The sequence below is a fragment of the Sandarakinorhabdus sp. genome (assembly GCF_987265915.1).
The window spans coordinates 385679-407797 of record NZ_OZ503948.1 but is presented as its reverse complement, the minus strand read 5'-3'; the positions used below and the strand labels follow the sequence as shown (position 1 = coordinate 407797).

Genomic DNA, 22119 nt, shown 5'->3' with positions numbered 1-22119 from the left:
TCAACGGTCGGGCGCCATGGCATTGCGCCGCAGATCGCGGGCCTTGGCCAGGATCGTTTCTTCCAGCCGCTGCACGGTGCCGGCGCGCACGCCGGCATCGGCCCAGCCGGTGGCGCCCAGCGTCTGGCGCTGCACATTCACCTTGATCGCATCAGAGCGCAATTCGGTGTCCAGCACGGTGATCGTCACCTTCACCCGTTCATTGGCGCTTTGCGGGGAGACATACCAATCGGTGAGGATGACGCCGCCATTGGAATCGACCTGTGCCAGCGGCATGAAACCGATGGTATCCAGCGCCGAACGCCACAAATAGGCGTTGATGCCCAGCGTGGTGACACGCGGCGGCGCTTCGGCGGCCAGTTTCGGCTTCTTGCGGCCGCACGCCGGCGCCATCAGCGCCAGCGAAGACAGGAAAACCAGGGTAACGATACGCCGCATGGCAGGCCCTTCATCGGATGCGGCCCCGGCGGGCCGGCTCGCGCTGCTTATTGGCATGTTGCACCCCCGTCGCCAAGCCCGGCGCGTGCCGGCGCGTGCCGGCGCGCGGGGGCAACTGTGGGCTTCCCGCCACAAACCGCGCAAAAGCGAGAGCATACGGCCGTTCATGTCAGGGATACGTTCGAACTTATATGGGCTTGAACCATGCGGGTTGCTAGGCTGCACGTTATGAAGACCGGGGCTGATTCGGCCGCGCCTGTGCGCGCCTTCGCCCGCCGCGCCGCTACGGTGCTGGTGGCGGCAAGCCTGTGCGCCGGCCTTGCCGTGTCGGCGCAGGCCGCAAAGCCGGTGCGCGCGCCGAAACAGCGTCTCGCCATCGATACGCCGATCACGCCGTTTGCGCCAAAGCTCGCCGAGTTCGGCCGCTTTGCTTTCACCGCGCCCGGTGCGCCGTCACAGCCGCAATCGCTGTCCAGCGGCTTCCGCTTCACGCCGTCGGGCCAGGCCGAAAGCCTGCGCGCCCTGTCGCTCGGCCTCGCCACCCGCGTCACCGCCGCAGCGACCGATCGTTCCAAGGCGACCGCGCCCACCGAATTGCTGGTGGTGCCGGCCGGCTATGGCCTCAATCTCTCGCTGGGCTGGAAGGGCTTTGCGCTCGATACCGGCTACAGCCATGCCGAACCGGTGCTGGCTTCACCGCTGGCCGGCCGGATGACCGACGCCGTCAATCTCGGCCTGTCTTATGGTGGCCGCAACTGGCGCACCCGCCTGGAAGGCACCGCCGAACAAAGCCAGCCGCTGGCCTTCGCGCCGCTCACCCGCCGCTATTCGCTCGAACTGGGCGGCGCCTATCGCGTCGCGCCGCGCCTGTCGGTCACCGGCGGCCTGCGCTATCGCATCGCGCCCGAACCGCCGAGCCTGGTGCTGCCGAACCGCGACGACCAGGCCGTCTATCTCGGCACCAGCATCGCTTTCTGAGTTCGTGACGGACGCATTCGAACGACTGGCCGGCATAAAGGCCGGGCTCGACCGGGCCTGCCGCGATGCCGGGCGCAAAGATCGGCCGCTGCTGGTCGCCGTCTCCAAAACCTTCGCCGCTGAAGACATCGCACCGCTCATCGCCGCCGGCCAACGCCACTTCGGCGAAAACCGCGTGCAGGAAGCGCAAGCGAAATGGCCGGACCTGATGGCCACAACGCCCGGCCTGGTCCTGCACCTCGTCGGCCAACTGCAATCCAACAAGGCGCTTGAGGCCGTCGCGCTGTTCGACGTGATCCACAGCGTCGATCGCCCCAGCCTGGTCACCGCCCTGGCCAAGGCCCAAACCACCGCGGGCAAACGCCCCGCCTGCTACCTGCAAGTCAACATCGGCGACGAAGCCCAAAAAGGCGGCTGCGCAATCCCCGATCTCCCCGCCCTGCTCACCCAGGCCCACGAAGCCAACCTCGATATCGCCGGCCTGATGTGCGTCCCCCCCGCTACCCAAGAACCCGCCCCCTACTTCGCCCTGCTGGCCGAACACGCCCGCCGCCTGAACCTCCCCGGCCTCTCCATGGGCATGTCCAGCGACTACCAGACAGCCGCCCTTCTGGGGTCCACGGTGGTGCGCGTGGGCAGCGCGCTGTTCGGTTCACGCGGTTGAGGTTTGGGAAAAAGCAGCACGTCACGGCCTTGATCCAGAGTCCAGCTTTCGTCGGTGGCGGGCAGCGTTGGCACGACCTGTTGCAGTCTTGATCAAAAGCAGAAATATGTCAGGCTGCGGCCTTCGGTCCGAGCGAGATTGAAATGCGAAAGACTTGGCGGGACGCCGTATGGGAAGCCGTTCAACGCCAATCGTCCAATAATGCGGCGTTTACCCGCCAGCAGCTGATTGATCGTGAACTCGATACCATCATAAAAGCGGTAAAGAGTGAAGGAACGACACCGACGCAGACGCTCAGTCGTATCCTGCAAGAACTTCGTGACGAAAGCGTACTGATTTTTGACGGTGGCGGACGCTATCGTCTGTCAGATGGGCTTGCTGATGTCGATATCGAAACGGCTGTAGCAACAGAAGTGTGGCGCTTGCAGGCCTGCCGCATTGGTCAAAGCAGCTTTCGCCGCAAGCTGGAAACGCGTTGGAACGCCAAGTGTCCAATGACCGATATCTATGATCGTGAACTGCTGCGGGCGTCGCATGTGGTGCCATGGAACCGCTGTCAAAGCGCCGAGGAGCGCCATTCTGTGGACAACGGGCTGCTGCTTTCGGCCTTATGGGATGCAGCATTCGACAAGGGGCTCGTTGCGTTTGACGATGACGGCGCCGCGATGTTCGCGGCGCGGATCGACAATTGCGCGGAGCACGCACTGCGGCAGACAAAACGACTCAAATTGCCCTTCCTCACCGTGCCTTTGCGCGAACGGTTGGACCGCCACCGTGCGCTTCATATCACGATGGGATTGCGTCGGACGATGTGACCAACCGGCCTGCAAGCCGCGCTGTCCTACACTGGCCGGATTGGCTATGATCTCAGGCTTCGCGATGGGGCAGTGCGTGCTCTGCGCATGAATGGGGCGAAAATGTAAAGTCCACGACTGGCAAAATCGGGCGATTTCAGCGCAGATTCCCGGACGGTTCGTCAAGAGTGGCAAAAGTGGCGGCGGCGGAAATTTGCAATGTCGCTGGTGATCAGGCAGCTGTCGTCTGTATTCGCAGGCGTTTGACCATGCGGGGGTCGCCGTCGATGACGTCGATGCGCCAGCCGGCGGGGTGGTCGACGTGTTCGCCGGGGGCGGGGACGCGGCCGGCGAGCATGAAGACGAGGCCGCCGAGGGTATCGACATCGAGGCCGACGGCGTCGTCGGCGAGTTTGACGCCGAGGGTTTCTTCGAGGTCGCTGATGGAGAGGCGGGCGTCGGCTTCCCAGAGGCCGTCGCCGACTTCCTGGATCAGCGCGGCGGCGGCTTCGTCGTGTTCGTCTTCGATGTCGCCGACGATTTCCTCGACGAGGTCTTCGATGGTGACGAGGCCATCGACGCCGCCATATTCATCGATGATGATGGCCATGTGGGTGCGGCCGGCGCGCATGCGGGCCAGCAGATCGACGATGGCCATGGAGGCTGGCACGAACAGCACTTCGCGCAGCAGCGGCTCGATGGCGAGGTCCATCAGCGGGGCGGAGCTGACCTGGTCTGAGAAGGTATCGGCGATGCGGGTGTAGACATCCTTGATGTGGATCATGCCGATGATGTTGTCGCGTTCCCCGCGCCAGACGGGCATGCGGCTGTGACCGGCATCGCGGAATTTGGCGACCAGGGCGGCAAAGCCCTGATCGGCATCGAAGGTGATCATGTCGGCGCGGGGCACGCCGATATCGCCGGCGCATTCTTCGCCCAGGTGCAGCATGTTGCGCAACATGGCGCGTTCCACCGGGCCGAGATCGGAACCGGGTGCGCCGGACGGTTCGGCGTCTTCGGCTTCGTCGATGGCCTCTTCCAGGCTTTCGCGCAGCGTGGTTTCCTGGGCGGGGTTGAACAGGTGGCGCAGCTGGTGCCACCACGTCTTGCCCCGCGATCGACTATGGCTGTCGCCGCTACTGTCGCCCTCAGGCATGGTCAGGCTCTATCCTTCATAAGGGTCTGGCAGGTGCAACCGGGCGCAGGCGGCGCGTTCCAGCGCTTCCATATGCTCGGCGGCGGCCTCGTCGTCCTCGTGATCATAACCTAGCAGGTGGAGCGTGCCGTGCACAACCAGATGCGCGACATATTGGCCGGGCGTCCAGCCCTTGGCGGCGGCCTCGACCAGCACGGTCTCGGCGGCCAGCACCAGATCGCCGAGCAGCACTTCGCCATCGTCGCTGTTGGCCAGCTGCACCAGCATGTCGGCGCTGAGCATCGGGAAGGAGAGGATGTTGGTCGGCTTGTCCTTGCCGCGATATTGGCGATTGAGTTCGTGGACCTCGGCATCGTTGGTGAGGCGCACGGCGACTTCAACCGACATCGGCGCCGCATCCAGATCGGCGTGCGGGGTTTCGGCAACGGCGGCGGCGACGGCGGCACGCGCCACCGCGTCCCAGTCCGTCCCCTCCGGCCAGCCGGCGGCGACGATATCGGTTTCAACGGTAAGCATCAGCCATCCTGAGCCGGGCCTTCATAGGCCTCGACAATGCGGCCGACGATGGGATGGCGCACGATTTCCTTCGCCGAAAAGCGCAGGGTGGCGATGCCTTCGACGCCGTCGAGCCGCCGGACCGCATCGATCAGGCCCGACGAGCCCGCCACCGGCAGATCGACCTGGTTGGGATCGCCACAGATGACCATGCGGCTCCGCTCACCGAAACGAGTGAGGAACATCTTCATCTGCAGCGGCGTGGTGTTCTGCGCTTCATCGAGGATGATGAAGGCGTTGGCCAGGGTGCGGCCGCGCATGAAGGCCAGCGGGGCGATTTCGATCTCGCCCGATGCCAGCCGGCGTTCGACCTGCTCGGCGGGCAGCATGTCGTAGAGCGCATCGTACAGCGGCCGCAGATAGGGATCGACCTTTTCCTTCATGTCGCCCGGCAGAAACCCGAGCCGCTCGCCGGCTTCCACGGCCGGGCGGGACAGGATCAGCCGGTCCACCGATCCGGAAATCAGCTGGCTGACGGCCTGCGCCACCGCCAGATAGGTCTTGCCGGTGCCAGCCGGGCCCAGCGCGAAAATCACATCGGCGGCGCTCAACGCCTCGATATAGCGGACCTGGGTGGGCGAACGCGCCACGATGGTCTTGCGGCGGGTGCGGATGGCGGCGGTGGGCGCCGGGCCGGCGTCGGCATGCACCAGCCCTTCCAGCATCGGCTCGGCGGCCAGCGCCACGGCGCCGATCACGTCGCCGGTATCGATATCGTCGCCCTTCAGCACCCGGGCATAGAGGCTGGTCAGCACATCGCGTGTGCGCGCCGCGGCATCGGCCTGGCCCTCCACCACAACGCGGTTGCCGCGCGCGCTGATATAGACGCCCAATTGGCCTTCCAGCGCGATCAGATGCTGATCATATTGGCCGAACAGCGCACCCAGCAACTGCACCTTGTCAAACTGGATCTCCAGCTTGACGCGATCGGTGGGGCCGGGCGGGTTGCCGCCGCGGTGCGGTTTGCGGCCCATCAGGCGGGGCTTTGGGTTGTTGCGCAGGGCACGGCTTCGACGCTGTTTGGCATGGCCGACACGATCTCCACTTCCACAAGATCACCAATCACGGCGCCGGGCAAGGACACCACCGCGGATTGCAGCCACGGGGTCTTGCCGATCAACTGCCCCGGCTTGCGGCCGGGCCGTTCCAGCAGCACCGTGCAGCGCCGGCCGATCGTGCTGTGATTGAACGCCAGGCTGCATGCGGTGATGGCGGCTTGCAAGCGGGCCAGCCGTTCATCCTTCACGGCTTCAGGCACCTGATCGGCCATGGTGGCCGCCGGCGTGCCGGGGCGCACGCTGTATTTGAAACTGTAGGCGGCGGCATATTGCACTTCGTGCACGATCGACAGCGTCTGTTCGAAATCCGCCTCGGTCTCGCCCGGGAAGCCGACGATGAAATCACCGGACAGCGCGATATCGGGTCGGGCCGCGCGCAGTCGCGCCAGCGTCGCAAGATAGGAATCGCGGGTGTGGGCGCGGTTCATGGCCTTCAGGATACGGCTGGAACCCGATTGCACCGGCAGATGCAGATAGGGCATCAGCTTGGCTACCTCGACATGGGCGTTGATCAGATCGACACCGCCAGCGCCTTCCATGTCGCGCGGGTGGCTGGTGGTGTACCGGATGCGCACCAGACCATCGATCTGCGCCAATTCGCGAATCAGGCCGGACAGCGACAAGCCGCCCGCATAAGCATTTACATTCTGGCCGAGCAGGGTGATCTCACGGACGCCGCGCGCCACCAGCGCCTCGGCCTCGGCGATCAGATCGGCCGCCGGGCGGCTGGTTTCCGGGCCACGTGTGTAGGGCACCACGCAGAAGGTGCAGAATTTGTCGCAGCCTTCCTGCACGGTGAGAAAGGCGCTGGCCTGAACCACGCGCCGCGCCGGCAAGGCATCGAATTTGGGCACCGCCGGCATGTCGATATCCATCACCCGGCCACCCCGCGCCTGTTGCAACAGCTGCGGCAGGCGATGATAGGCCAACGGACCGACGATCACATCCACGGCGGGGGCGCGCGCGGCAATTTCGGCGCCTTCGGCCTGGGCGACACAGCCGGCGGCCACGATGGTCGGCCGGCTGCCATCGCGGCGCGGCTGGCGCAGGCGGCCGATATCGGAATAGAGCTTTTCCGACGCGCGTTCGCGGATATGGCAGGTGTTGAGCACCACCACATCGGCATCGTCGGGCGTGTCCGTTGCGGCCATGCCTTGCGCGGTCAACACATCGCCCATCCGCTCGCTGTCATAGACATTCATCTGACAGCCGAAGGATTTGACGTGGAATCGCGACTGCACGGGCTTGGGCGGGGCGGACGACACGGGTGCTGCGATCTCCAGAGTTGCAGCCTTAGCCATAGCTTCTTTGTGGGGCGTGGTCATCAGGCCGTGACGTCATTGGGCGCTTGGCCGCGCATCAGGCGGCGGTAGCCATCGGCGATCACATCATGGCAGTGGCGGGCCAGCGCCTTGCGATCGGGCCACGCGGCCGGGTCAAGCGGGGGGTGGAAGATGATTTCGGCGGTCACCCGGCCCAGGCCGATGAAGCCCAGCGCGTGCGGCCCCAGCGCCGTATCCCCCACCCAGGCCAGATCCGGCAGATCGGCGCGGACGACCGGCAGGCCGTTGATGCGGGTATAGGCGAGAGTCACCGGCTGTATGATCACGCCCGGCACATCGGCGACTACGGCAAACAGCGACGATTTGAACGGCAACACGCCGGTGCCGTCACTGTTGGTGCCTTCGGGAAACAGGATGATGTTGCCCCCGGCGCGCAGGCGATCGGCAATCTCGTTCTTCTGGGCGCCGGCGCTGTGGCGGCGATCCCGCGCGACATAGACAGTGTGGGCAAAGCTGGCGAGCCAGCCGACCGGGCCCCAATCGGCGACTTCGGATTTGGCGACGAAACTGCCGCGCAGGCGCGCGCCCAGCACCGGGATATCCGCCCAGGAAAGATGATTGACCACATATAGAACCCGGCTGCGCGCCGCCGGCCGGCCGTGGGTGCGGATGGCGACATTCATCGCCCGCGACAGGCCGCGATGGAACCAGATCGGCAGAAAGGGGCGATTGCGCAAGGTGATGGCGCGCAGCAGCAGCTCAGTCGGAACGGTGGCGACCACGGTGGCCGCGGTGCCCAAAGCGGTGCGCATGGTGCCCAGGCGCCGGGTGCTGGGCGCCCGCCGCTGCGCAAGGGGAGATTCAGGCCGGTTTGATCGCCGTGCCATAAAGCTCCATGCGATGGTCGACCAGGCGATAACCCAGACGGTCGGCGATGCGGCGCTGCAGCTCTTCGATTTCGGGATCGTGGAATTCGATCACATCGCCGGTATCGATATCGATCAGATGGTCGTGATGGCCATCGGCCACGGTTTCATAACGCGATCGGCCGCCCTGGAATTCGTGGCGTTCCAATATGCCGGCTTCTTCGAACAATTTGACGGTGCGATACACCGTGGCGATCGAAATGCGCGGATCAACCTGCGCAACGCGGCGATGCAGCGCCTCCACATCCGGATGGTCCGTCACGTCACTGAGCACACGTGCAATGACCCGACGCTGCTCGGTGATGCGCAGGCCCTTTTTCAGGCACAAGGCCTCGATGTCGATCTGCTCGCCCATCTCCGCTCTCCCGGTTCCCCGCGCTCCCGCCAGCCCTGCCCCCATTTAGGGGGCAAGACGGACGGTAGCAAGCGGACGAATGGCCAGCGTTACGGGTTCAAGCGACCGGGTTCTTGCGCGGGCGGCCGCGCGGCTTGGCGGTGCGCTTGGTGCCCAGGCCAATCGACTTGGCGAGCGTGCGGCGCTGTTCAGCATAGTTCGGCGCAACCATCGGGTAATCGCCGGGCAGGCCCCACTTGGTGCGGTAATCATCCGGCGTCATGCCGTACCGCGTCATCAGGTGGCGCTTCAGCATCTTCAGCTTCTTGCCATCTTCCAGGCACACGATGAAATCGGGCTTGATCGATGAACGAATGGCAACAGCCGGTTCCTGCTTCGGCGGCGGCGGCGCCACCGGGCTGCCAAGCCGCGACAGCGTGGCATAAACGGCTTCAATCACGCCGGGCACATCGGCCGGTTGCACCGTGTTGTTCGCAAAATGCGACGCAACGATATCGGCGGTCAACGCCAGCAATTCGGTATGTGAATGTGTATTATCTGTCATTTTCTGTTCCTTGACCCAAAACACGCGGATCCCTACTTCCGCGCGCCTGTCCTGAGCCGCAGTCCGACCTTTTGCAACAAAAAACTGTCACATGACCAAGGCATCAAGTCCAAAACGCATGGTAATTGCGGCACGGCGGCTCCCATCTTTGCCAGCATAATAGTCGGCTCGGCGCCCGATCACAGCAAAGCCTGTCAATTCATAAAGACAACGCGCCGCATCGTTGTCTTCGCGTACCTCAAGAAACAACATGCTGCCGCCACGCGCCAGTGAATCTTCCTGCGCCCGGACCAGCAACCGGCTGCCAGCGCCCTGCCGGCGCAATTGCGGAGCCACGGCAATCAACAACAGCTCAACTTCATCAATCACGGCCCGGCATAATGAAAAGCCCACAACTTGCCCGCCAAGCAACGCCAGCCGCGCCCAGCAACCCGGCATCGCCAGTGTCGCCAGCAACTGCGCCGCCGACCAGGCTTCGCCATAACGCGGATCAAAGGCGGCATGCATCACCGCCATCATCGCATCGAGATGGCGTTCGTCGGCTGGCACGATCACCAACGCGGGGGAGCCAAGGCCAGGCTGTTCCACGGCGCTCGCCATAAGCGGCTCAATCGTCGAGGTAAAGCGCGGTCGGCAGCCGCAGCGCCGCCGCTGCAATCCGCCCGGCAAAGCGGGCATCGGGATGGCTGGCATGAAGCGTCGGCGCCTCCGGCGCCACCAGCTGCACCCCCGCCCCGGCCAGCGCCACGCCCGCTGGCAAACCGGTCACCACACGCGCTGTCGGCACCGCGCCTTCGCGCGACACTCTCGCGCCCACCGGCTGGCCGCGGCCGGCATCGATCACGGCCAATATTTCCGCCAATGCGGGATCGTCGGCAAAGGCGCGCGCCGACACCAGCGCCAGCGCCGACACGCCGTGCACCGGCACGCCCCAGGCCAGCCCGAGCGCGCGGGCAGCGGCAATGCCGATGCGGATGCCGGTATAGCTGCCCGGCCCGATATCGACCATGATGGCCTGCGGGCGCGGCTGGCCATCCAACAGCGCGGCAATGCCGGGCACCAGCGCTTCGGCGTGCCCGCGGCCAATCAATTCATGCCGGCACACCAGCACGTCCGGCCCGGCCACCAGCGCGATCGAAAGGGCCGGTGACGACGTGGACATCGCCAGGATCAGGGGGGGAGAAATGGTCACGCCGGCCCGTTACAGGATGCGGGCGGCATCCTCAAATGCGAGGCGCGGCAGCCGCGGAAACAGGCCTTCACCCGTGCCCTTGCCCAACGAACAGATGAAGTTGGTTTCGATCTTCGTCCCGGCCCAGAATTCGGCATCCACCGCCGGCTTGGCAAAGCCCGACATCGGCCCGGCATCCCAGCCCAGCGCCCGCGCCGCCATGATCAGCCAGGCGGCTTGCAGCGACGAATTGCGGAAGGCGGTTTCGCGGGCGAAATCCGCACTCCAGTTGAACCAGGGCCGCGCATCGACATGCGGGAAAAGTTCGGGCAGTCGATCATAAAATTCGGGATCAAAGCCGATGATCACCGTCACCGGCGCGGCCTTCACCTTGGGCTGGTTGGCCGCGCTCACGCACGCGGCCAGCCGCTCGCGCGCTTCGCGGGAATGGCAGAAGATGAACCGCGCCGGGCTGCTGTTGGCCGATGTCGGGCCCATCTTGAACAGATCATAAAGTTGCCGCAGATCGGCTTCGGATATCGGCGTGTCCTCCCAGCCATAATGGGTGCGCGCATCGGTGAAGAGCTGTGCCAGCGCGGCGGCATCCAGCGGGCTGCCCGCCATCAGATCGCCCTCACGTCGGTGACTTCGGGCACATAATATTTCAGCAGCGATTCAATGCCCATTTTCAAGGTCATCGTGCTGGATGGGCAGCCCGAACAGGCGCCCTGCATTTCGAGGAACACCGTGCCCTGCTTGAAGCCGCGATAGACGATGTCACCGCCATCGTCCGCCACTTGCGGGCGCACGCGGGTTTCAATCAGTTCGCGGATCTGCATGACGATCTCGGCATCGGCCGGGTCATCGTCGAAGGTCGCCTGCGCCACCGTGCCGGTAAACAGCGGCGCGCCACTGCTGAAATGATCGACGAGCACACCCAGGATCTGCGGTTTCAACCCAACCCATTCGGCCCCGGCCGGATTGCGCGTCACCGACACGAAATCATGGCCGAAAAACACCCGGTCGATATCACCCAACGCAAACAACGCCGCCGCCAACGGCGAGGCGCCAGCCGCTTCGGGCGTCGCCACATCGACACCATCGCCGCCGGTGACCTTGCGACCAGGGCGGAACATCAGGGTCAGTGGATTTGGGGTCTGTTCGGTTTCGATGAACATGGCTTGTCCCTTCAATATTGATCCAGCCGGCTATGGCGCACGGCCGTCGGTGCTACAATCGAAATAAGACCGAAGTCATCCACTATCAAGCCAGATCGGCGATCCGCTCCGGTTCCAGCCCGCCGGGCACCAGCATCAGGATGCAGGGCAGGCTGCCGGCGGTTTCACCGGCGAAAAAACTCACCAGCGCGCTCGGGCTGCCGCGCGTCGCCGTGCCCAGCACGAGCGCGCGTATGCCGGGATTATTCTTCACATGCGCCAATATCGCCTTGGCTGGCTCGCCATCCAGCACCCGCGTGGCGGGGCGAACGCCGGCCAATGCTTCGGCTTCGGTCGCCAGCTGATCGAGCAATTTTTCCGCATCGGCGCGGGCTTCGGCGGCCATCGCGCTTTGCAGACTGCCGAAATGCAGGAATTCGGTAGGGGCCACCACACTCACCAGCGCCACCGCAGCATCGACATGCGCCGCGCGCTGCACCGCAAAGCGCATGGCGACGCCGCTTTCAGGGCTGTCCTCGATCACTACCAGATAGGTTGCGGCAGTCTGCATGCCACGATCTTAGGGGGAATCGGCAGGGAACGCAAAATTCACACTCAGTTCTTCAGAACTGGCGCCCAGCCCGCGACATGCAGCATCTCGATAGTCACCGGTGTCTTGCCATCGGGATCGGCCATGGCGGCAAAGCGCGCCGCCGCCGCCATCAGCACATCGCGGCGCAGCGGCCGGCGATCGACCAGCACCGAACGCGCGCCCATCGCTGCCAGATCATCGAACAGCCCGAACAGGCTGGCATAGCGCAGCGTCACCCGATCGACATCGGCGACCGGCATCGAAAAGCCGGCGCGAGCCAACAGACCAGCCGCCTGGGAGGCCTCCACCATCGGCGCGGTGTGGCGGCCGGCGCCGCCGCTGATCTCGGCTTCGGCTTCCAGCAGGCAGGTGCGCAGTTCAACCAGGCTCATGCCGCCGATAAAGCTGGCCATGAACAGGCCATCGGGGCGCAGCACGCGGCGCACGCCCACCAGCGCGCCGGGCAGATCATTCACCGTGGTCAGGCTGCCGGCGGCAATCACCAGATCGAAACTGGCATCGGCAAAGGGCAGATGATCCTCATCGGCGACCACCAATTTGCCGACCGGTTCGCCCGGCCCGGCGGCCAGCGCCGCGCGGATCACGCCATCTCCCGCCGGCCACACGGGGCGCGGACCGCCCAGATCGAGTACATCGGCAAAGGGCCGCGCGATCATTGCCGCGCGCTCGCGCAGCTCTTCGGCCATGCGATCGTGCAGAAAGCCGGCAGCGGCAAAGCCCGGCGCCGCGCGACGATGCCGGCGGCGGCGCAACATGGCATCGAAGGGCAGATCCTGCATGGCCACCCCTTTACGGCCGGCGGCGGCCCGCGCAAGCTGCGACCCATGGCCAGCGCCGCGCATATGCTTACCCTGCCGCTGCGCATGGTCGTTGATGCCGTGCTGCCGCCGCGCTGTCCGGGTTGCGGGCAGATTGTCGATGGCGACGATCGCTTTTGCGCTGCCTGCTTTGCCGCGCTGCAATTTCTGGGGCCGCCGCAATGCGCCTGCTGCGGCGTGCCATTGCCGCATGAGGGGGACGCCGCGGCGCAATGCGGTGCGTGCCTGGCCGATCCGCCGCCGTTTGCCACCGCGCGGGCGCCGCTGGCCTATGGCGGGCCGGCGCGGCAGGTGGTGCTGGCGCTCAAACACGGCCGGCGGCTGGTGCTGGCGCGGCTGATGGCGCGGGCGATGCTGCGCGTGGCCGGCGCGCTGCCCGATGATGCGGTGATCGTGCCGGTGCCGTCACATCGCTGGCGGCTGTGGCAACGCGGTTTCAACCAGGCGGCGGAAATTGCCCGCCATGTCGCGCGCCAGTCCGGCCGGGCGCTGGCGGTCGATGCGCTGATCCGCGTGAAGCCGACAGTCAGCACCAAGGGGCTGACCCGCAAGCAGCGCGCCAGCAACGTGACCGGTGCGTTCAAGGTGGCGCAAAAAGCGGCCGTGCAGGGCCGCGCCGTGGTGTTGGTGGACGATGTGATGACCACCGGCGCGACCGTATCGGCCTGCGCGCGCCAACTGCGCCGCGCCGGGGCGCGACATGTGACCGTGTTGACCTACACCCGCGCTTTGGCCAACAGTGCAGCCGACTTTGCCGCGTTCAGGGCGGAATAGCGACAGACTGCCGATGTTTGACATTGGCCGGCGTGGGTGTATCGCCTCGCCCTTGAAGATTGGAACAGGCCATGGCCAAGATTGAAATCTACACGAAATTCCTGTGCCCCTTCTGCACGCGGGCCAAGAAATTGCTCGAAACCAAGGGCGCTGCCTTCGAAGAGATCGACATCAGCGCTGGCGGACCGCGGCGCGGCGAGATGCTTGATCGCTCGGGCGGCCGGCAGACTGTGCCGCAAATCTTCATCGATGGTACGCATGTTGGCGGCTGCGATGATCTGATGGCCCTGGATCGAGCCGGCCGGCTCGATCCGATGCTTGCCGCATGAATCTGCGCATCGGCCTGATCCAGACCAGCACCGGCATCGATCCCATAGTTGAAGCCGAAGGCCTTGTCCTGCGCATCGCCGAAGCGGTCGGGCAGGGTGCTCAGATCATCTTCACGCCCGAAATGAGCGGCCTGCTCGATCGTGACCGGGCGCGCGCCGCCGGCAATGTCCGCGCCGAAACGGATGATGTCGTACTGACTGCTGTGCGCGCCGCCGCCGCGCGTCACGGCGTGTGGGTGCAGCTGGGCAGCCTGGCGCTGCGCAGTGAAACCTCTGACAAATTCGTCAATCTCGGTTTCCTGATCGATCCGACCGGTACGGTGCAGGCGCGCTATGCGAAGATCCATCTCTTCGATGTCGCGCTGGGGAGCGAAAGCTGGCGTGAGTCCGCGGCCTATCAGGCCGGCGAAGCGGCCGTCGTCGCCGCGACCCCATGGGGGCCACTCGGCCTGACCATCTGCTATGATGTGCGCTTCCCGGCCTTGCACCGCGCGCTGGCCAAGGCGGGCGCGGCGATGATCGCGGTACCGGCGGCGTTTACCCGCCCCACCGGCGCGGCGCACTGGCATGTGTTGCTGCGCGCCCGCGCCATTGAAACCGGCTGCTGGGTCATCGCGGCGGCGCAGACCGGCGAGCACGCCGACGGCCGCGCTACCTATGGCCATAGCCTGGTGGTGTCACCTTGGGGCGAGGTGCGGCTTGATATGGGTGAAGCGCCTGGCGTTGCGGTGTGCGACATCGATCTGGGCGAGGTCGCCGCCGCGCGCGGCAAGGTGCCGGCACTCGATCATGCGCGCGAATTTCGGGTGACAGCGCCATGATGGTTTATGATCTGGCCTGCGACAGTGCCCACCGCTTCGAAGCCTGGTTCGGCAGCAGCGCCGATTTCGACGATCAACAGGCGCGTGGGCTGTTGGAATGCCCGCTGTGCGGATCGCAGAATGTCGGCAAGGCGGTGATGGCGCCGGCGGTGCCCGCCAAATCCAACCAGTCCCCGCTGCGCCAGAGCCTGGCCAACGACGATCCGATGGCCCGTCTGCTGATGATGCAGCGGGCGTTCGAGGCGCAGAGCGACTATGTCGGCGACCGCTTCGCTGCCGAAGCCCGCGCCATCCACGAAAGCGGCGAAGTGCGCAGTGTGCATGGCGAAGCATCCGCCGATGAAGTGAAGGCGCTGCGCGAAGATGGCGTGCCGTTGCTGCCCCTGCCGTTCCGGCCGCGCGCCCGTTCTGACGCCTGATCCTCGCTGCCGCCGGCAAATTTCTGCTTGAATCCGCCGGCGCACCATGGCCTTGAATATGGCGCGCACCCGTAGCTCAGCAGGATAGAGCGGCGGTTTCCTAAACCGTAGGCCACTGGTTCGAATCCAGTCGGGTGCACGTTTCTTGTTGGCGCGATGCCGCCCGCCAACCCATCGCGCGTGTTGGCGCGATGCCGCCCGCCAACCCATCGCGCGTGTTGGCGCGATGCCGCCCACCGACCCATCGCGGGTGTTGGGCGCCCGTTCAACCCTTGCTGGCCGCCAAAGCCGCGAGCATCGGGGCGGCCGCTGCCGTGTCCACATACTCCCGGATGTTGGTCACCACGCCGTCGCAAACATCGGCCACAATGCAGGCCACGAAATCGATTCTACGACCATCGGCCAGCGTGCCGCGCACCGCATGCTCCTCCACAAAGCCGCTGGCTGTCTCCGCGCAGACAATATCCTCATAGCGAAAGCCGCTGACCACCCCATGCACGCGCCGATTGAAGCGCAGCAGGGTTTCCAGAGACATGGGCTTGCCGCCATTCTGGCGCAGCTGCATCGCGGGTGAACAGAGCGCGCGCACGCGCCCGTCGTCGGTCTGCGCCAGGGCTTCGAACACCGCCCGCGCCAACATCGCATGGTTCATCATATCTTCCTTCAACCGGCTTGCCCCGGCCGTTTTGCCCGCAAGGTGGGCGGGGCCTCCAGTGGATTTTCGGGCCAGGGATGTTTGGAATAACGGCCCTTCAGTTCCTTGCGCACATCAGCCCAGCTGCCCGCCCAGAAGCCGGGCAGATCCTTGGTCACCTGGATCGGCCGGCCGGCCGGCGAGGTGAGGCGCAAGGTCAGCGGCACGCGGCCGTCGCCAACCATGGGATGGCGCGCCAGACCGAACAGCGCCTGGCAGCGCACATCGACCGCCGGGCCACCGTCCGCCGCATAATCGATCGCGTGGCTGCTGCCCGCCGGGGTGTCGAGGCGGACGGGGGCAAACTGGTCGAGCCGCTGCCGCTGCGGCCAATCGAGCCGGTTCAGCAGCGCGTCGGCCAGCGCGGCATCACCGATGTCGGACAGGCGGCGACCGAGCAGCGGCGCCAACCAGTCATCAAGGCTGGCCAGCAGTGCCGCATCCTCGCTGGCCGGCAGCGCCAGACCCTGCGCGGCGGCAAAGGCCAGCCGTGCGCGCACAGCTGTCGCGGCGTCGCCCCACGGCAGCAGCGCCAGGCCTTGCTGGGCCACCGCCGCCAGCAGCGCGGCGCGTACCCGCGCCGGGTCAGGGCGCTCCATGGGCTGCCGGGCGAGCGTGATCGCGCCCAGCCGGCGCTGAGTTTCGGCCGTCACGCCCGTGGTCGCCGGATCATAAGCAAAGAGGACGCGGGTTTCGATGCGGCTGGCCAACGTGGCTTCGACATCGCCATTCAACGGCGCGCCGAGCAACAGCCGGGCACCGGCTGCACTGCCGCTGGCATCGGCCACCACCAGCCATTCGAGCCGCGCCAGCGGCGATTCGCCCGGCACCGTCACGGCGCGGCCATTGGCCATCAGGAAGCCGCCGCCGCGCCGCCGCGCCACCCGGTCCGGCCAGGCCAGCGCCAGCACGTCGCCTGCCGCTTCGATTTTCACGCCGGTTTCGCGCGCGCCCACCGCCTGCGCCCAGCGCTGCGCCAACCGGCGCGCTGCATCAGCCCGCGGGCCGCGTTCGCGGGCCCAGGCGGCCAGCCGCTGTTCGATATCGTCGCTGCGCCCACCGAGCCCACGCTCGCCGATCAGCACGGCGATGCGCGCTGCCAACAGGCCATGGCCGCCGCGCGCTGCCATGATCAGCATGTGCGCCAGTTCCGGCGCCAGTGGCAGCGCGGCCATCGCCTCGCCATGCGCGGTCACTCGACCATCGCCATCCAGCGCACCCAGCCCGACCAAACGCCGGCGTGCATCGGCTACGGCGGCAACCGGCGGCGGATCACGCCAGTTCAGGCTGGCGGGATCGCTCACGCCCCAGCCTGCGCATTCGAGCACCAGCCCGGCGAGATCGGCCTCCAGAATTTCGGGCGGATCAAAGGCCGCGCGCCCGGCGGTTTCGGCCGCCTCCCACAGTCTGATGGCCACGCCCGGCGCCGTGCGCCCGGCCCGCCCGGCCCGCTGACTGGCCGAGGCCTGCGATGCACGCACCGTCATCAGCCGCGACAGGCCGACACTGCGATCGAGTTGGGGCCGCCGCGACAGGCCGGAATCGACCACGACGCGCACGCCATCGATGGTGATGCTGGTCTCCGCAATGCTTGTCGTCAACACCAGCTTGCGCCGGCCCGGCGGCGCGGGCGCAATGGCGGCGCGCTGGTCGGCCGCCTCGCGGGCGCCATGGAGCCGGAACAGATCGACATCGCCCGGCAGACGCGCTTCGAGACGCTCGGCGGTGCGCTCGATCTCGGCAACGCCGGGCAGGAAGGCCAAGATCGATCCGGCCTCGCTGGCCAATGCGCCACGGATGGCGCTGGCCATGGCATCCTCCAGCCGTTCCTCGCTACGCCGGCCGATATGGCGCAGCTCAACCGGAAACATGCGGCCCAGCGATTCGATGACGTGGAGCTCGGGAATGATGCTGGCAAAGCCGCTGCCATCCAGCGTCGCCGACATCAGCAGCAGCCGCAAATCGGGGCGCAGGGCGTCGCGGGCTTCCAATGTCAGCGCCAGTGCGAAATCGCTGTCGAGGCTGCGTTCATGCACTTCATCGAAGATCACCGCCGCCACGCCGGCCAGTTCCGGATCGGCCACCAGCAGCCGCGTGTAGATGCCTTCGGTCACCACTTCGATGCGGGTGGCGGCCGATGTGCGCGAATCCAGCCGGGTGCGATAGCCGATGGTCTGGCCGACCGGTTCGCCCAGCAGATCGGCCATCCGCTCGGCCGCGGCGCGTGCCGCCAGCCGCCGCGGTTGCAGCAGGATGATGCGGCGGCCCCTGGCCCAATCTTCATGCAGCAGCGCCGGCGGCACCGCCGTGGTCTTGCCGGCCCCCGGCGGCGCGATCAACGCGACCGGGGCATTGTCGGCAAGCGCGGCCAGCACATCGGGCAGCACCGCTTCGACAGGCAGCGCTGCCATCGGGCTCAGAACGGCTTGACGATCACCAGCACCACAACGGCCAGCGTCACCAGCGACGGGATTTCATTGGCCAGGCGCAGCGCCTTCTCGCTGACCGGGCGTTCGCCAGCGGCAAAGCGCTTGGCCATGCCCAGCGTCCATTCGTGAAAGCCGGTCAATCCGACGACAAACACCAGCTTGGCCAGCAGCCACAGCGGCCAGCCGAGGTGAAAGCCCAGCGACAGGCCGGCGACCCAGCTGACCATCATCGCGGGCGTCAGGATGATACGGCGCAAGCGACGGCAACGCTCATCCCACAGCAGGGATTCGGGTGCCCCCGGCGCGACGGGATGCCAATAAACCAGGAAGCGCGGCACCATGAACAATCCGGCCATCCAGAAGATGACGAAGGCAACGTGCAGCGCCTTCACCCATGGATAGGCGTCTTCCAGCCAGCCGACCCCCCACTCCATCATGGTTCAGAGCGACTTCTTGAGCAGGCTGAACAGATGCTCGACATGCGCGATCGGCGTGTCCTGCAAGATGCCGTGGCCCAGGTTGAAGATATGCGGCCGGCCGCTCAGCGCGTGACGGATGCGGGTGACGGCGTCTTCCAGCGCCCTGCCACCGGTGATCAGCGCCAGCGGATCGAGATTGCCCTGCACCGGCATGCCCGGCGGCAGCATCGCATCGGCCCAGGCCGGATCGACGGTTTCATCAAGGCCGACGGCATCGACTCCGGTTTCGGCGGCATAGGCGGCCAATTTGGCCCCGGCACCCTTGGGAAAGCCGATGATCGGCACATCGGGGTGGCGCACCATCAGCCGGCCAACGATATCGGCATTGGGCGCGATCACCCAGCGCTCGAACTGCGCCGGTGACAAGGTGCCAGCCCAGCTGTCGAACAATTGCACGGCCTGCGCGCCCGCCTCGATCTGGCCGGATAGATAATCCACTGTCACCGCCACGATCCGGTCGATCAGCGCCTGGAAGCGCGCCGGATCGGCATAGGCGAGCCGGCGGGTTTCGGCCTGATCCTTGCTGCCATGGCCAGCCACCATATAGGTCGCCACCGTCCATGGGCTGCCGGCAAAGCCCAGCATGGTCACCGATGGATCGATGGCCTTGCGCACCTTGGCGACGGTTTCATAGATTTTGGCGAAGTGCAGTGGGTTGGGCTGCAGCGCGGAAAAATCACCATCATGCAGCGGCGGGGTGAGCTGCGGGCCTTCGCCGGGACCAAAGGTCAGGCCCTGGCCCATGGCGTGCGGCACGATCAAGATGTCGGAAAACAATATGGCCCCGTCCATGCCGAAGCGCTTCAGCGGCTGGATGGTGATCTCGGCAGCGGCATCACTGTCATAGACGAGCTCGAGAAAGCCGCCCTTTTCGGCGCGCAGGGCGCGATATTCGGGCAGATAGCGCCCGGCCTGGCGCATCAGCCACACCGGCGGCGGATCGCGGCGTTCGCCTTTCAGAACGGCAAGCAGCGGTGGATCGGTGGGGAGCGCAGTGGACATGCGGTTCCTTTCGGCGGAGCGGCGAAACCGGTCAAGAGCAGACACGCCTCTCAACCATTCAATGAATCTGAGTCTGATGTGGTAAGTAGTTGGGGGCTCGCAACATGGGGATAAAATGCCATGCGCCGGCCTGTCCACAGGCAGCAAGGGCTGTGACTCGTCGGAATCAGGCGAGTCGCAGCAATCATCCCCGTTTTCCACAGGCATGGCTGTGCATATGTGCCCAGGCGGATGATCACGCGAAGCCCGCGTGCGCCGTCTGGCGGAATTGCGGCTTGCCCCCGCCACCACAGAGGCATTAACGCTGTCCACCCATGGTTTTCCACAGAGTCATCAGACTGAAATATTTCCCCTCCTCGCTGCAACGCGTGCCGTTGGTGGCGGCATGAGCCCGGCCAGCGCCGCGCCAGAGCTGCTGCATCTGCACCTGATCAGCGATTCGACCGGTGAAACGCTCGAATCGGTGGCCAAGGCCAGCCTTGCCCGCTTCGAAGGCGCGCAGGCGGTGAAGCATTTCTGGCCGATGGTGCGCAGCGAAGGCCATCTCGATCGGGTGATCGAGGAGATTGCCAAGAAGCCCGGCCTGGTCATCTATACGCTGGTCGATGGCGGGGTGCGCGATCGGCTGGAAAGCCGCTGCGCCACGCTTGGCCTGCCGATGGTGTCGCCGCTCGATCCGACGATTTCGGCAATGTCGGAACTGCTCGGCCAGGCGGCCACACGGCGACCGGGGCGTCAGCATGTGATGGATCAGGCCTATTTCCGCCGCGTTGATGCGATCAACTACACGATGGTGCATGATGATGGGGCGATGACCGGCCGTGAGGCGCTGGAAGAGGCCGACATCTTGCTGCTCGGCGTGTCGCGCACCTCGAAAACGCCAACATCCATCTATCTCGCCAACCGCGGTTACAAGACCGCGAATATCCCGCTTGTACCGCAATCGCCGCCGCCGCCCCATGTCTGGTCGATCAATGGCCCGTTGCTGGTCGGGCTGACGACCGCGCCCGACCGGCTGCAATCCATTCGCCGCAATCGTCTGCTCAGCCTGGGGCAGACCCCTGACACCGATTATGTCAACGCCGATCGCATCGAGGCTGAAGTGGCCTTTGCCCGCCGCTTGTTTGCCGATCATGACGTGCCGGTGATCGACGTGACCCGGCGCAGCATCGAGGAGACGGCTGCGGCGATCATCAATCTGCACCAGGCGCGGGCCGAGCGCGCAGCCATTGCTGCGGGCGATCCCTGATGCTTGTGCTCGCCAGCCAATCGGCGGCGCGGCGCGCCATGTTGGCGGCGGCCGGGGTGCCGCACGAGGCATTGCCGGCGCATGTCGATGAGGAGGGCATCACCGCTGGCCTGCACGCCGAAGGCGCCACGCCGCTGCGCATCGCTGATGCCCTGGCTGAAGTGAAAGCGCTGAAGATCAGCCGCCAACATCCGGGTGCCTTGGTGCTGGGCGCGGACAGTGTGGGCGTTGCACAGGATGGCACATTGCTCAACAAGCCGGAAACCCGCGCCCGCGCCGAAGCGCAGTTGCGCGCGCTGTCGGGCACCAGCCACCAGCTGATTTCGGCGGCGGTGATCTGCGAAGGCGGACAGCCGGTGTGGCGCAGCACCGGTTCGGCCAAGCTCACCATGCGGGCATTGTCGGACAGGTTCATCGCCGATTATCTCGATACCGAAGGCGATGCCGTGCTTGGCTGTGCCGGCTGTTATCGCATCGAAGGCCTGGGCGCGCAGCTGTTCACCCGCGTCGATGGTGACCAGTACAGCATTCGCGGGCTGCCGTTGCTGGCGGTGCTGGATTATCTGCGCATCCGGGGTCTGTTGTCGTCATGATCCTGCCAGCCGTTGCTGGTGTGATTGGCTGGCCGATCGCCCACAGCAAATCTCCGCTGATCCACCGCTTCTGGCTGGGCAAGCTCGGGCTGGATGGCGATTACAGCCGCTTTCCGGTGGCGCCCGATCGCCTCGGGCAATTTCTGGCGGCAATGCCCGCCATGGGCCTGCGCGGCGTGAATGTGACGGTGCCGCACAAATTGCTGGCGATCCCGCATCTGGCTTCGGTGTCGGCCGGCGCCACGGCGGTCGGCGCGATCAACACGATATTGGTCGATGCAGATGGGCAGCTGCATGGCCACAACACCGATGTTGCTGGCATAAGCGTGCCGGCGGCCGCAGCTATGGCGGCGCGCACGGTGCTGGTGGTGGGCAGCGGTGGCGCGGCGCGGGCCGGCGTGGCCGCAGCCCGCCAGGCCGGCGCGGCGCGTTTGTGGCTGCTGGCGCGCAACCAGGGGGAAGCCCAGGCGATTCACAGCGCCAGCGGCCTGCCCGGTGGGGTGATCGCCTGGGGCGGACCGCTGCCAGCCGGCATTGGCCTTCTGTTCAATGCAACGCAGCTTGGGATGGTCGGCCAGCCACCGCTCGATCTCGATCTGACGCCTTTGCCGGACGATGCCACCGTGTTCGATGCCGTCTATGCGCCGCTGGAAACGGGATTGCTCAAGGCCGCGCGGGCGCGCGGGCTGGCAACCATCGATGGTCTCGCCATGTTGATCGGCCAGGCTGCCGAGGCCTTCGAGCTGTTCTTCGGCGCGCCGGCGCCGCGTGCCCATGATGATGAACTGCGGGCCTTGCTGACACGATGATGCCGTCTGGC

General features: G+C 66.0%; 28 protein-coding genes and 1 tRNA gene. 11 read left to right on the top strand and 18 right to left on the bottom strand.

What is annotated here, in order from left to right; all coding sequences use genetic code 11:
* Window positions 1-438, bottom strand: coding sequence for a DUF3576 domain-containing protein (locus AC6UUM_RS01995; protein WP_500803679.1), 438 nt, complete (start codon window positions 436-438; stop codon window positions 1-3).
* Window positions 439-666: 228 nt separating this feature from the next.
* On the opposite strand from AC6UUM_RS01995, the gene AC6UUM_RS01990 reads away from it, so the two are divergent.
* The 3 genes from AC6UUM_RS01990 to AC6UUM_RS01980 all read left to right on the top strand — a co-directional run bounded on the left by AC6UUM_RS01990 (window position 667) and on the right by AC6UUM_RS01980 (window position 2895).
* On the top strand, window positions 667-1416 hold the full coding sequence (locus tag AC6UUM_RS01990; RefSeq protein WP_500803678.1) for a hypothetical protein: 750 nt from the start codon (window positions 667-669) through the stop codon (window positions 1414-1416).
* Window positions 1417-1420: 4 nt separating this feature from the next.
* Entirely contained in the window at window positions 1421-2080 is a 660-nt protein-coding gene (locus tag AC6UUM_RS01985; protein WP_500803677.1) for a YggS family pyridoxal phosphate-dependent enzyme, read from the top strand.
* 143 nt (window positions 2081-2223) lie between these two features.
* On the top strand, window positions 2224-2895 hold the full coding sequence (locus tag AC6UUM_RS01980; RefSeq protein WP_500803676.1) for an HNH endonuclease: 672 nt from the start codon (window positions 2224-2226) through the stop codon (window positions 2893-2895).
* Window positions 2896-3106: 211 nt separating this feature from the next.
* Here the strand turns inward: AC6UUM_RS01980 and AC6UUM_RS01975 are convergent, their stop codons facing one another.
* The 13 genes from AC6UUM_RS01975 to AC6UUM_RS01915 all read right to left on the bottom strand — a co-directional run bounded on the left by AC6UUM_RS01975 (window position 3107) and on the right by AC6UUM_RS01915 (window position 12471).
* Entirely contained in the window at window positions 3107-4030 is a 924-nt protein-coding gene (locus AC6UUM_RS01975; protein WP_500803675.1) for a hemolysin family protein, read from the bottom strand.
* A gap of 9 nt (window positions 4031-4039) precedes the next feature.
* Window positions 4040-4546, bottom strand: coding sequence for an rRNA maturation RNase YbeY (gene ybeY / locus AC6UUM_RS01970; protein ID WP_500803674.1), 507 nt, complete (start codon window positions 4544-4546; stop codon window positions 4040-4042).
* Window positions 4546-5559: a PhoH family protein gene (locus AC6UUM_RS01965; protein ID WP_500803673.1), complete on the bottom strand. Its 1014-nt coding sequence runs from the start codon at window positions 5557-5559 to the stop codon at window positions 4546-4548. The genes ybeY and AC6UUM_RS01965 overlap by 1 nt, the downstream gene beginning before the upstream one ends.
* Complete coding sequence (miaB, locus tag AC6UUM_RS01960) at window positions 5559-6944, bottom strand: tRNA (N6-isopentenyl adenosine(37)-C2)-methylthiotransferase MiaB (RefSeq protein WP_500803672.1); 1386 nt, start codon at window positions 6942-6944, stop codon at window positions 5559-5561. The genes AC6UUM_RS01965 and miaB overlap by 1 nt, the downstream gene beginning before the upstream one ends.
* Window positions 6945-6967: 23 nt before the next feature.
* Window positions 6968-7738 carry a lysophospholipid acyltransferase family protein gene (locus tag AC6UUM_RS01955; protein WP_500803671.1) on the bottom strand — a complete coding sequence of 257 codons (771 nt, stop codon included), beginning with the start codon at window positions 7736-7738 and terminating at the stop codon, window positions 6968-6970.
* 49 nt (window positions 7739-7787) lie between these two features.
* Complete coding sequence (locus AC6UUM_RS01950) at window positions 7788-8207, bottom strand: Fur family transcriptional regulator (protein WP_500803670.1); 420 nt, start codon at window positions 8205-8207, stop codon at window positions 7788-7790.
* Between the two features lie 97 nt (window positions 8208-8304).
* On the bottom strand, window positions 8305-8751 hold the full coding sequence (locus AC6UUM_RS01945) for a Ros/MucR family transcriptional regulator (RefSeq protein ID WP_353198211.1): 447 nt from the start codon (window positions 8749-8751) through the stop codon (window positions 8305-8307).
* Window positions 8752-8838: 87 nt separating this feature from the next.
* A complete protein-coding gene (rimI, locus tag AC6UUM_RS01940; protein WP_500803669.1) occupies window positions 8839-9339 on the bottom strand; it encodes a ribosomal protein S18-alanine N-acetyltransferase in 501 nt (166 codons plus the stop codon).
* A gap of 19 nt (window positions 9340-9358) precedes the next feature.
* Window positions 9359-9943, bottom strand: coding sequence for a tRNA (adenosine(37)-N6)-threonylcarbamoyltransferase complex dimerization subunit type 1 TsaB (gene tsaB, locus AC6UUM_RS01935; RefSeq protein WP_500803668.1), 585 nt, complete (start codon window positions 9941-9943; stop codon window positions 9359-9361).
* 9 nt (window positions 9944-9952) lie between these two features.
* Window positions 9953-10546, bottom strand: coding sequence for a malonic semialdehyde reductase (locus tag AC6UUM_RS01930; protein ID WP_500803667.1), 594 nt, complete (start codon window positions 10544-10546; stop codon window positions 9953-9955).
* Window positions 10546-11100, bottom strand: a complete 555-nt coding sequence (locus AC6UUM_RS01925; protein ID WP_500803666.1) for a NifU family protein — start codon at window positions 11098-11100, stop codon at window positions 10546-10548. Before AC6UUM_RS01925 ends, AC6UUM_RS01930 begins: the two co-directional genes overlap by 1 nt.
* 85 nt (window positions 11101-11185) lie before the next feature.
* Window positions 11186-11650 (bottom strand): universal stress protein, encoded by a 465-nt coding sequence (locus tag AC6UUM_RS01920; RefSeq protein ID WP_500803665.1) that lies wholly within the window; start codon window positions 11648-11650, stop codon window positions 11186-11188.
* Window positions 11651-11694: 44 nt separating this feature from the next.
* Window positions 11695-12471: a class I SAM-dependent methyltransferase gene (locus AC6UUM_RS01915; RefSeq protein WP_500803664.1), complete on the bottom strand. Its 777-nt coding sequence runs from the start codon at window positions 12469-12471 to the stop codon at window positions 11695-11697.
* A gap of 45 nt (window positions 12472-12516) precedes the next feature.
* On the opposite strand from AC6UUM_RS01915, the gene AC6UUM_RS01910 reads away from it, so the two are divergent.
* The 5 genes from AC6UUM_RS01910 to AC6UUM_RS01890 all read left to right on the top strand — a co-directional run bounded on the left by AC6UUM_RS01910 (window position 12517) and on the right by AC6UUM_RS01890 (window position 14992).
* Window positions 12517-13284 (top strand): double zinc ribbon domain-containing protein, encoded by a 768-nt coding sequence (locus AC6UUM_RS01910; protein ID WP_500803663.1) that lies wholly within the window; start codon window positions 12517-12519, stop codon window positions 13282-13284.
* A 71-nt stretch (window positions 13285-13355) separates the two neighbouring features.
* The gene (gene grxC / locus AC6UUM_RS01905; protein ID WP_500803662.1) at window positions 13356-13613 is read left to right on the top strand and encodes a glutaredoxin 3; all 258 of its coding nucleotides are present in this window, start codon (window positions 13356-13358) and stop codon (window positions 13611-13613) included.
* A gap of 2 nt (window positions 13614-13615) precedes the next feature.
* A complete protein-coding gene (locus AC6UUM_RS01900; RefSeq protein WP_500804883.1) occupies window positions 13616-14434 on the top strand; it encodes a carbon-nitrogen hydrolase family protein in 819 nt (272 codons plus the stop codon).
* A complete protein-coding gene (locus AC6UUM_RS01895; RefSeq protein WP_500803661.1) occupies window positions 14431-14853 on the top strand; it encodes a DUF1178 family protein in 423 nt (140 codons plus the stop codon). The genes AC6UUM_RS01900 and AC6UUM_RS01895 overlap by 4 nt, the downstream gene beginning before the upstream one ends.
* Before the next feature lie 65 nt (window positions 14854-14918).
* Window positions 14919-14992, top strand: a tRNA-Arg gene (locus tag AC6UUM_RS01890).
* A gap of 126 nt (window positions 14993-15118) precedes the next feature.
* Here AC6UUM_RS01890 and AC6UUM_RS01885 read toward each other — a convergent pair.
* From AC6UUM_RS01885 to hemE, 4 genes are read right to left on the bottom strand one after another with little or no spacing between them, the layout of a single operon-like run.
* The gene (locus tag AC6UUM_RS01885) at window positions 15119-15478 is read right to left on the bottom strand and encodes a nuclear transport factor 2-like protein (RefSeq protein ID WP_500803660.1); all 360 of its coding nucleotides are present in this window, start codon (window positions 15476-15478) and stop codon (window positions 15119-15121) included.
* Between the two features lie 38 nt (window positions 15479-15516).
* Window positions 15517-17958 carry an ATP-dependent helicase HrpB gene (hrpB, locus tag AC6UUM_RS01880; RefSeq protein WP_500803659.1) on the bottom strand — a complete coding sequence of 814 codons (2442 nt, stop codon included), beginning with the start codon at window positions 17956-17958 and terminating at the stop codon, window positions 15517-15519.
* 5 nt (window positions 17959-17963) lie between these two features.
* Window positions 17964-18413 carry a CopD family protein gene (locus AC6UUM_RS01875; protein WP_500803658.1) on the bottom strand — a complete coding sequence of 150 codons (450 nt, stop codon included), beginning with the start codon at window positions 18411-18413 and terminating at the stop codon, window positions 17964-17966.
* A 3-nt stretch (window positions 18414-18416) separates the two neighbouring features.
* On the bottom strand, window positions 18417-19457 hold the full coding sequence (gene hemE / locus AC6UUM_RS01870) for a uroporphyrinogen decarboxylase (RefSeq protein ID WP_500803657.1): 1041 nt from the start codon (window positions 19455-19457) through the stop codon (window positions 18417-18419).
* A 385-nt stretch (window positions 19458-19842) separates the two neighbouring features.
* Between hemE and AC6UUM_RS01865 the strand changes: the two genes are divergently transcribed.
* Genes AC6UUM_RS01865 through AC6UUM_RS01855 form a run of 3 tightly spaced genes read left to right on the top strand, consistent with a single transcriptional unit; the run spans window position 19843 to window position 22108 of the window.
* Entirely contained in the window at window positions 19843-20706 is an 864-nt protein-coding gene (locus tag AC6UUM_RS01865) for a pyruvate, water dikinase regulatory protein (protein WP_500803656.1), read from the top strand.
* A complete protein-coding gene (locus tag AC6UUM_RS01860; protein WP_500803655.1) occupies window positions 20706-21299 on the top strand; it encodes a Maf family protein in 594 nt (197 codons plus the stop codon). The genes AC6UUM_RS01865 and AC6UUM_RS01860 overlap by 1 nt, the downstream gene beginning before the upstream one ends.
* The gene (locus AC6UUM_RS01855) at window positions 21296-22108 is read left to right on the top strand and encodes a shikimate dehydrogenase family protein (protein WP_500803654.1); all 813 of its coding nucleotides are present in this window, start codon (window positions 21296-21298) and stop codon (window positions 22106-22108) included. Before AC6UUM_RS01860 ends, AC6UUM_RS01855 begins: the two co-directional genes overlap by 4 nt.
* Window positions 22109-22119: the final 11 nt, after the last annotated feature.

What these genes read in the sequence shown, in the direction of transcription:
- AC6UUM_RS01955 (WP_500803671.1), bottom strand. Translation starts at nt 7,738, where the DNA reads ATGCGCACCGCTTTGGGCACCGCGGCCACCGTGGTCGCCACCGTTCCG.
- ybeY (WP_500803674.1), bottom strand. Translation starts at nt 4,546, where the DNA reads ATGCTTACCGTTGAAACCGATATCGTCGCCGCCGGCTGGCCGGAGGGG.
- AC6UUM_RS01915 (WP_500803664.1), bottom strand. Translation starts at nt 12,471, where the DNA reads ATGCAGGATCTGCCCTTCGATGCCATGTTGCGCCGCCGCCGGCATCGT.
- AC6UUM_RS01945 (WP_353198211.1), bottom strand. Translation starts at nt 8,751, where the DNA reads ATGACAGATAATACACATTCACATACCGAATTGCTGGCGTTGACCGCC.
- AC6UUM_RS01990 (WP_500803678.1), top strand. Translation starts at nt 667, where the DNA reads ATGAAGACCGGGGCTGATTCGGCCGCGCCTGTGCGCGCCTTCGCCCGC.
- AC6UUM_RS01980 (WP_500803676.1), top strand. Translation starts at nt 2,224, where the DNA reads ATGCGAAAGACTTGGCGGGACGCCGTATGGGAAGCCGTTCAACGCCAA.
- AC6UUM_RS01860 (WP_500803655.1), top strand. Translation starts at nt 20,706, where the DNA reads ATGCTTGTGCTCGCCAGCCAATCGGCGGCGCGGCGCGCCATGTTGGCG.
- AC6UUM_RS01965 (WP_500803673.1), bottom strand. Translation starts at nt 5,559, where the DNA reads ATGGGCCGCAAACCGCACCGCGGCGGCAACCCGCCCGGCCCCACCGAT.
- AC6UUM_RS01950 (WP_500803670.1), bottom strand. Translation starts at nt 8,207, where the DNA reads ATGGGCGAGCAGATCGACATCGAGGCCTTGTGCCTGAAAAAGGGCCTG.
- miaB (WP_500803672.1), bottom strand. Translation starts at nt 6,944, where the DNA reads ATGGCTAAGGCTGCAACTCTGGAGATCGCAGCACCCGTGTCGTCCGCC.
- AC6UUM_RS01910 (WP_500803663.1), top strand. Translation starts at nt 12,517, where the DNA reads ATGGCCAGCGCCGCGCATATGCTTACCCTGCCGCTGCGCATGGTCGTT.
- AC6UUM_RS01925 (WP_500803666.1), bottom strand. Translation starts at nt 11,100, where the DNA reads ATGTTCATCGAAACCGAACAGACCCCAAATCCACTGACCCTGATGTTC.
- AC6UUM_RS01855 (WP_500803654.1), top strand. Translation starts at nt 21,296, where the DNA reads ATGATCCTGCCAGCCGTTGCTGGTGTGATTGGCTGGCCGATCGCCCAC.
- AC6UUM_RS01975 (WP_500803675.1), bottom strand. Translation starts at nt 4,030, where the DNA reads ATGCCTGAGGGCGACAGTAGCGGCGACAGCCATAGTCGATCGCGGGGC.
- hrpB (WP_500803659.1), bottom strand. Translation starts at nt 17,958, where the DNA reads ATGGCAGCGCTGCCTGTCGAAGCGGTGCTGCCCGATGTGCTGGCCGCG.
- grxC (WP_500803662.1), top strand. Translation starts at nt 13,356, where the DNA reads ATGGCCAAGATTGAAATCTACACGAAATTCCTGTGCCCCTTCTGCACG.
- AC6UUM_RS01865 (WP_500803656.1), top strand. Translation starts at nt 19,843, where the DNA reads ATGAGCCCGGCCAGCGCCGCGCCAGAGCTGCTGCATCTGCACCTGATC.
- AC6UUM_RS01895 (WP_500803661.1), top strand. Translation starts at nt 14,431, where the DNA reads ATGATGGTTTATGATCTGGCCTGCGACAGTGCCCACCGCTTCGAAGCC.
- hemE (WP_500803657.1), bottom strand. Translation starts at nt 19,457, where the DNA reads ATGTCCACTGCGCTCCCCACCGATCCACCGCTGCTTGCCGTTCTGAAA.
- AC6UUM_RS01875 (WP_500803658.1), bottom strand. Translation starts at nt 18,413, where the DNA reads ATGATGGAGTGGGGGGTCGGCTGGCTGGAAGACGCCTATCCATGGGTG.
- AC6UUM_RS01995 (WP_500803679.1), bottom strand. Translation starts at nt 438, where the DNA reads ATGCGGCGTATCGTTACCCTGGTTTTCCTGTCTTCGCTGGCGCTGATG.
- AC6UUM_RS01920 (WP_500803665.1), bottom strand. Translation starts at nt 11,650, where the DNA reads ATGCAGACTGCCGCAACCTATCTGGTAGTGATCGAGGACAGCCCTGAA.
- AC6UUM_RS01930 (WP_500803667.1), bottom strand. Translation starts at nt 10,546, where the DNA reads ATGGCGGGCAGCCCGCTGGATGCCGCCGCGCTGGCACAGCTCTTCACC.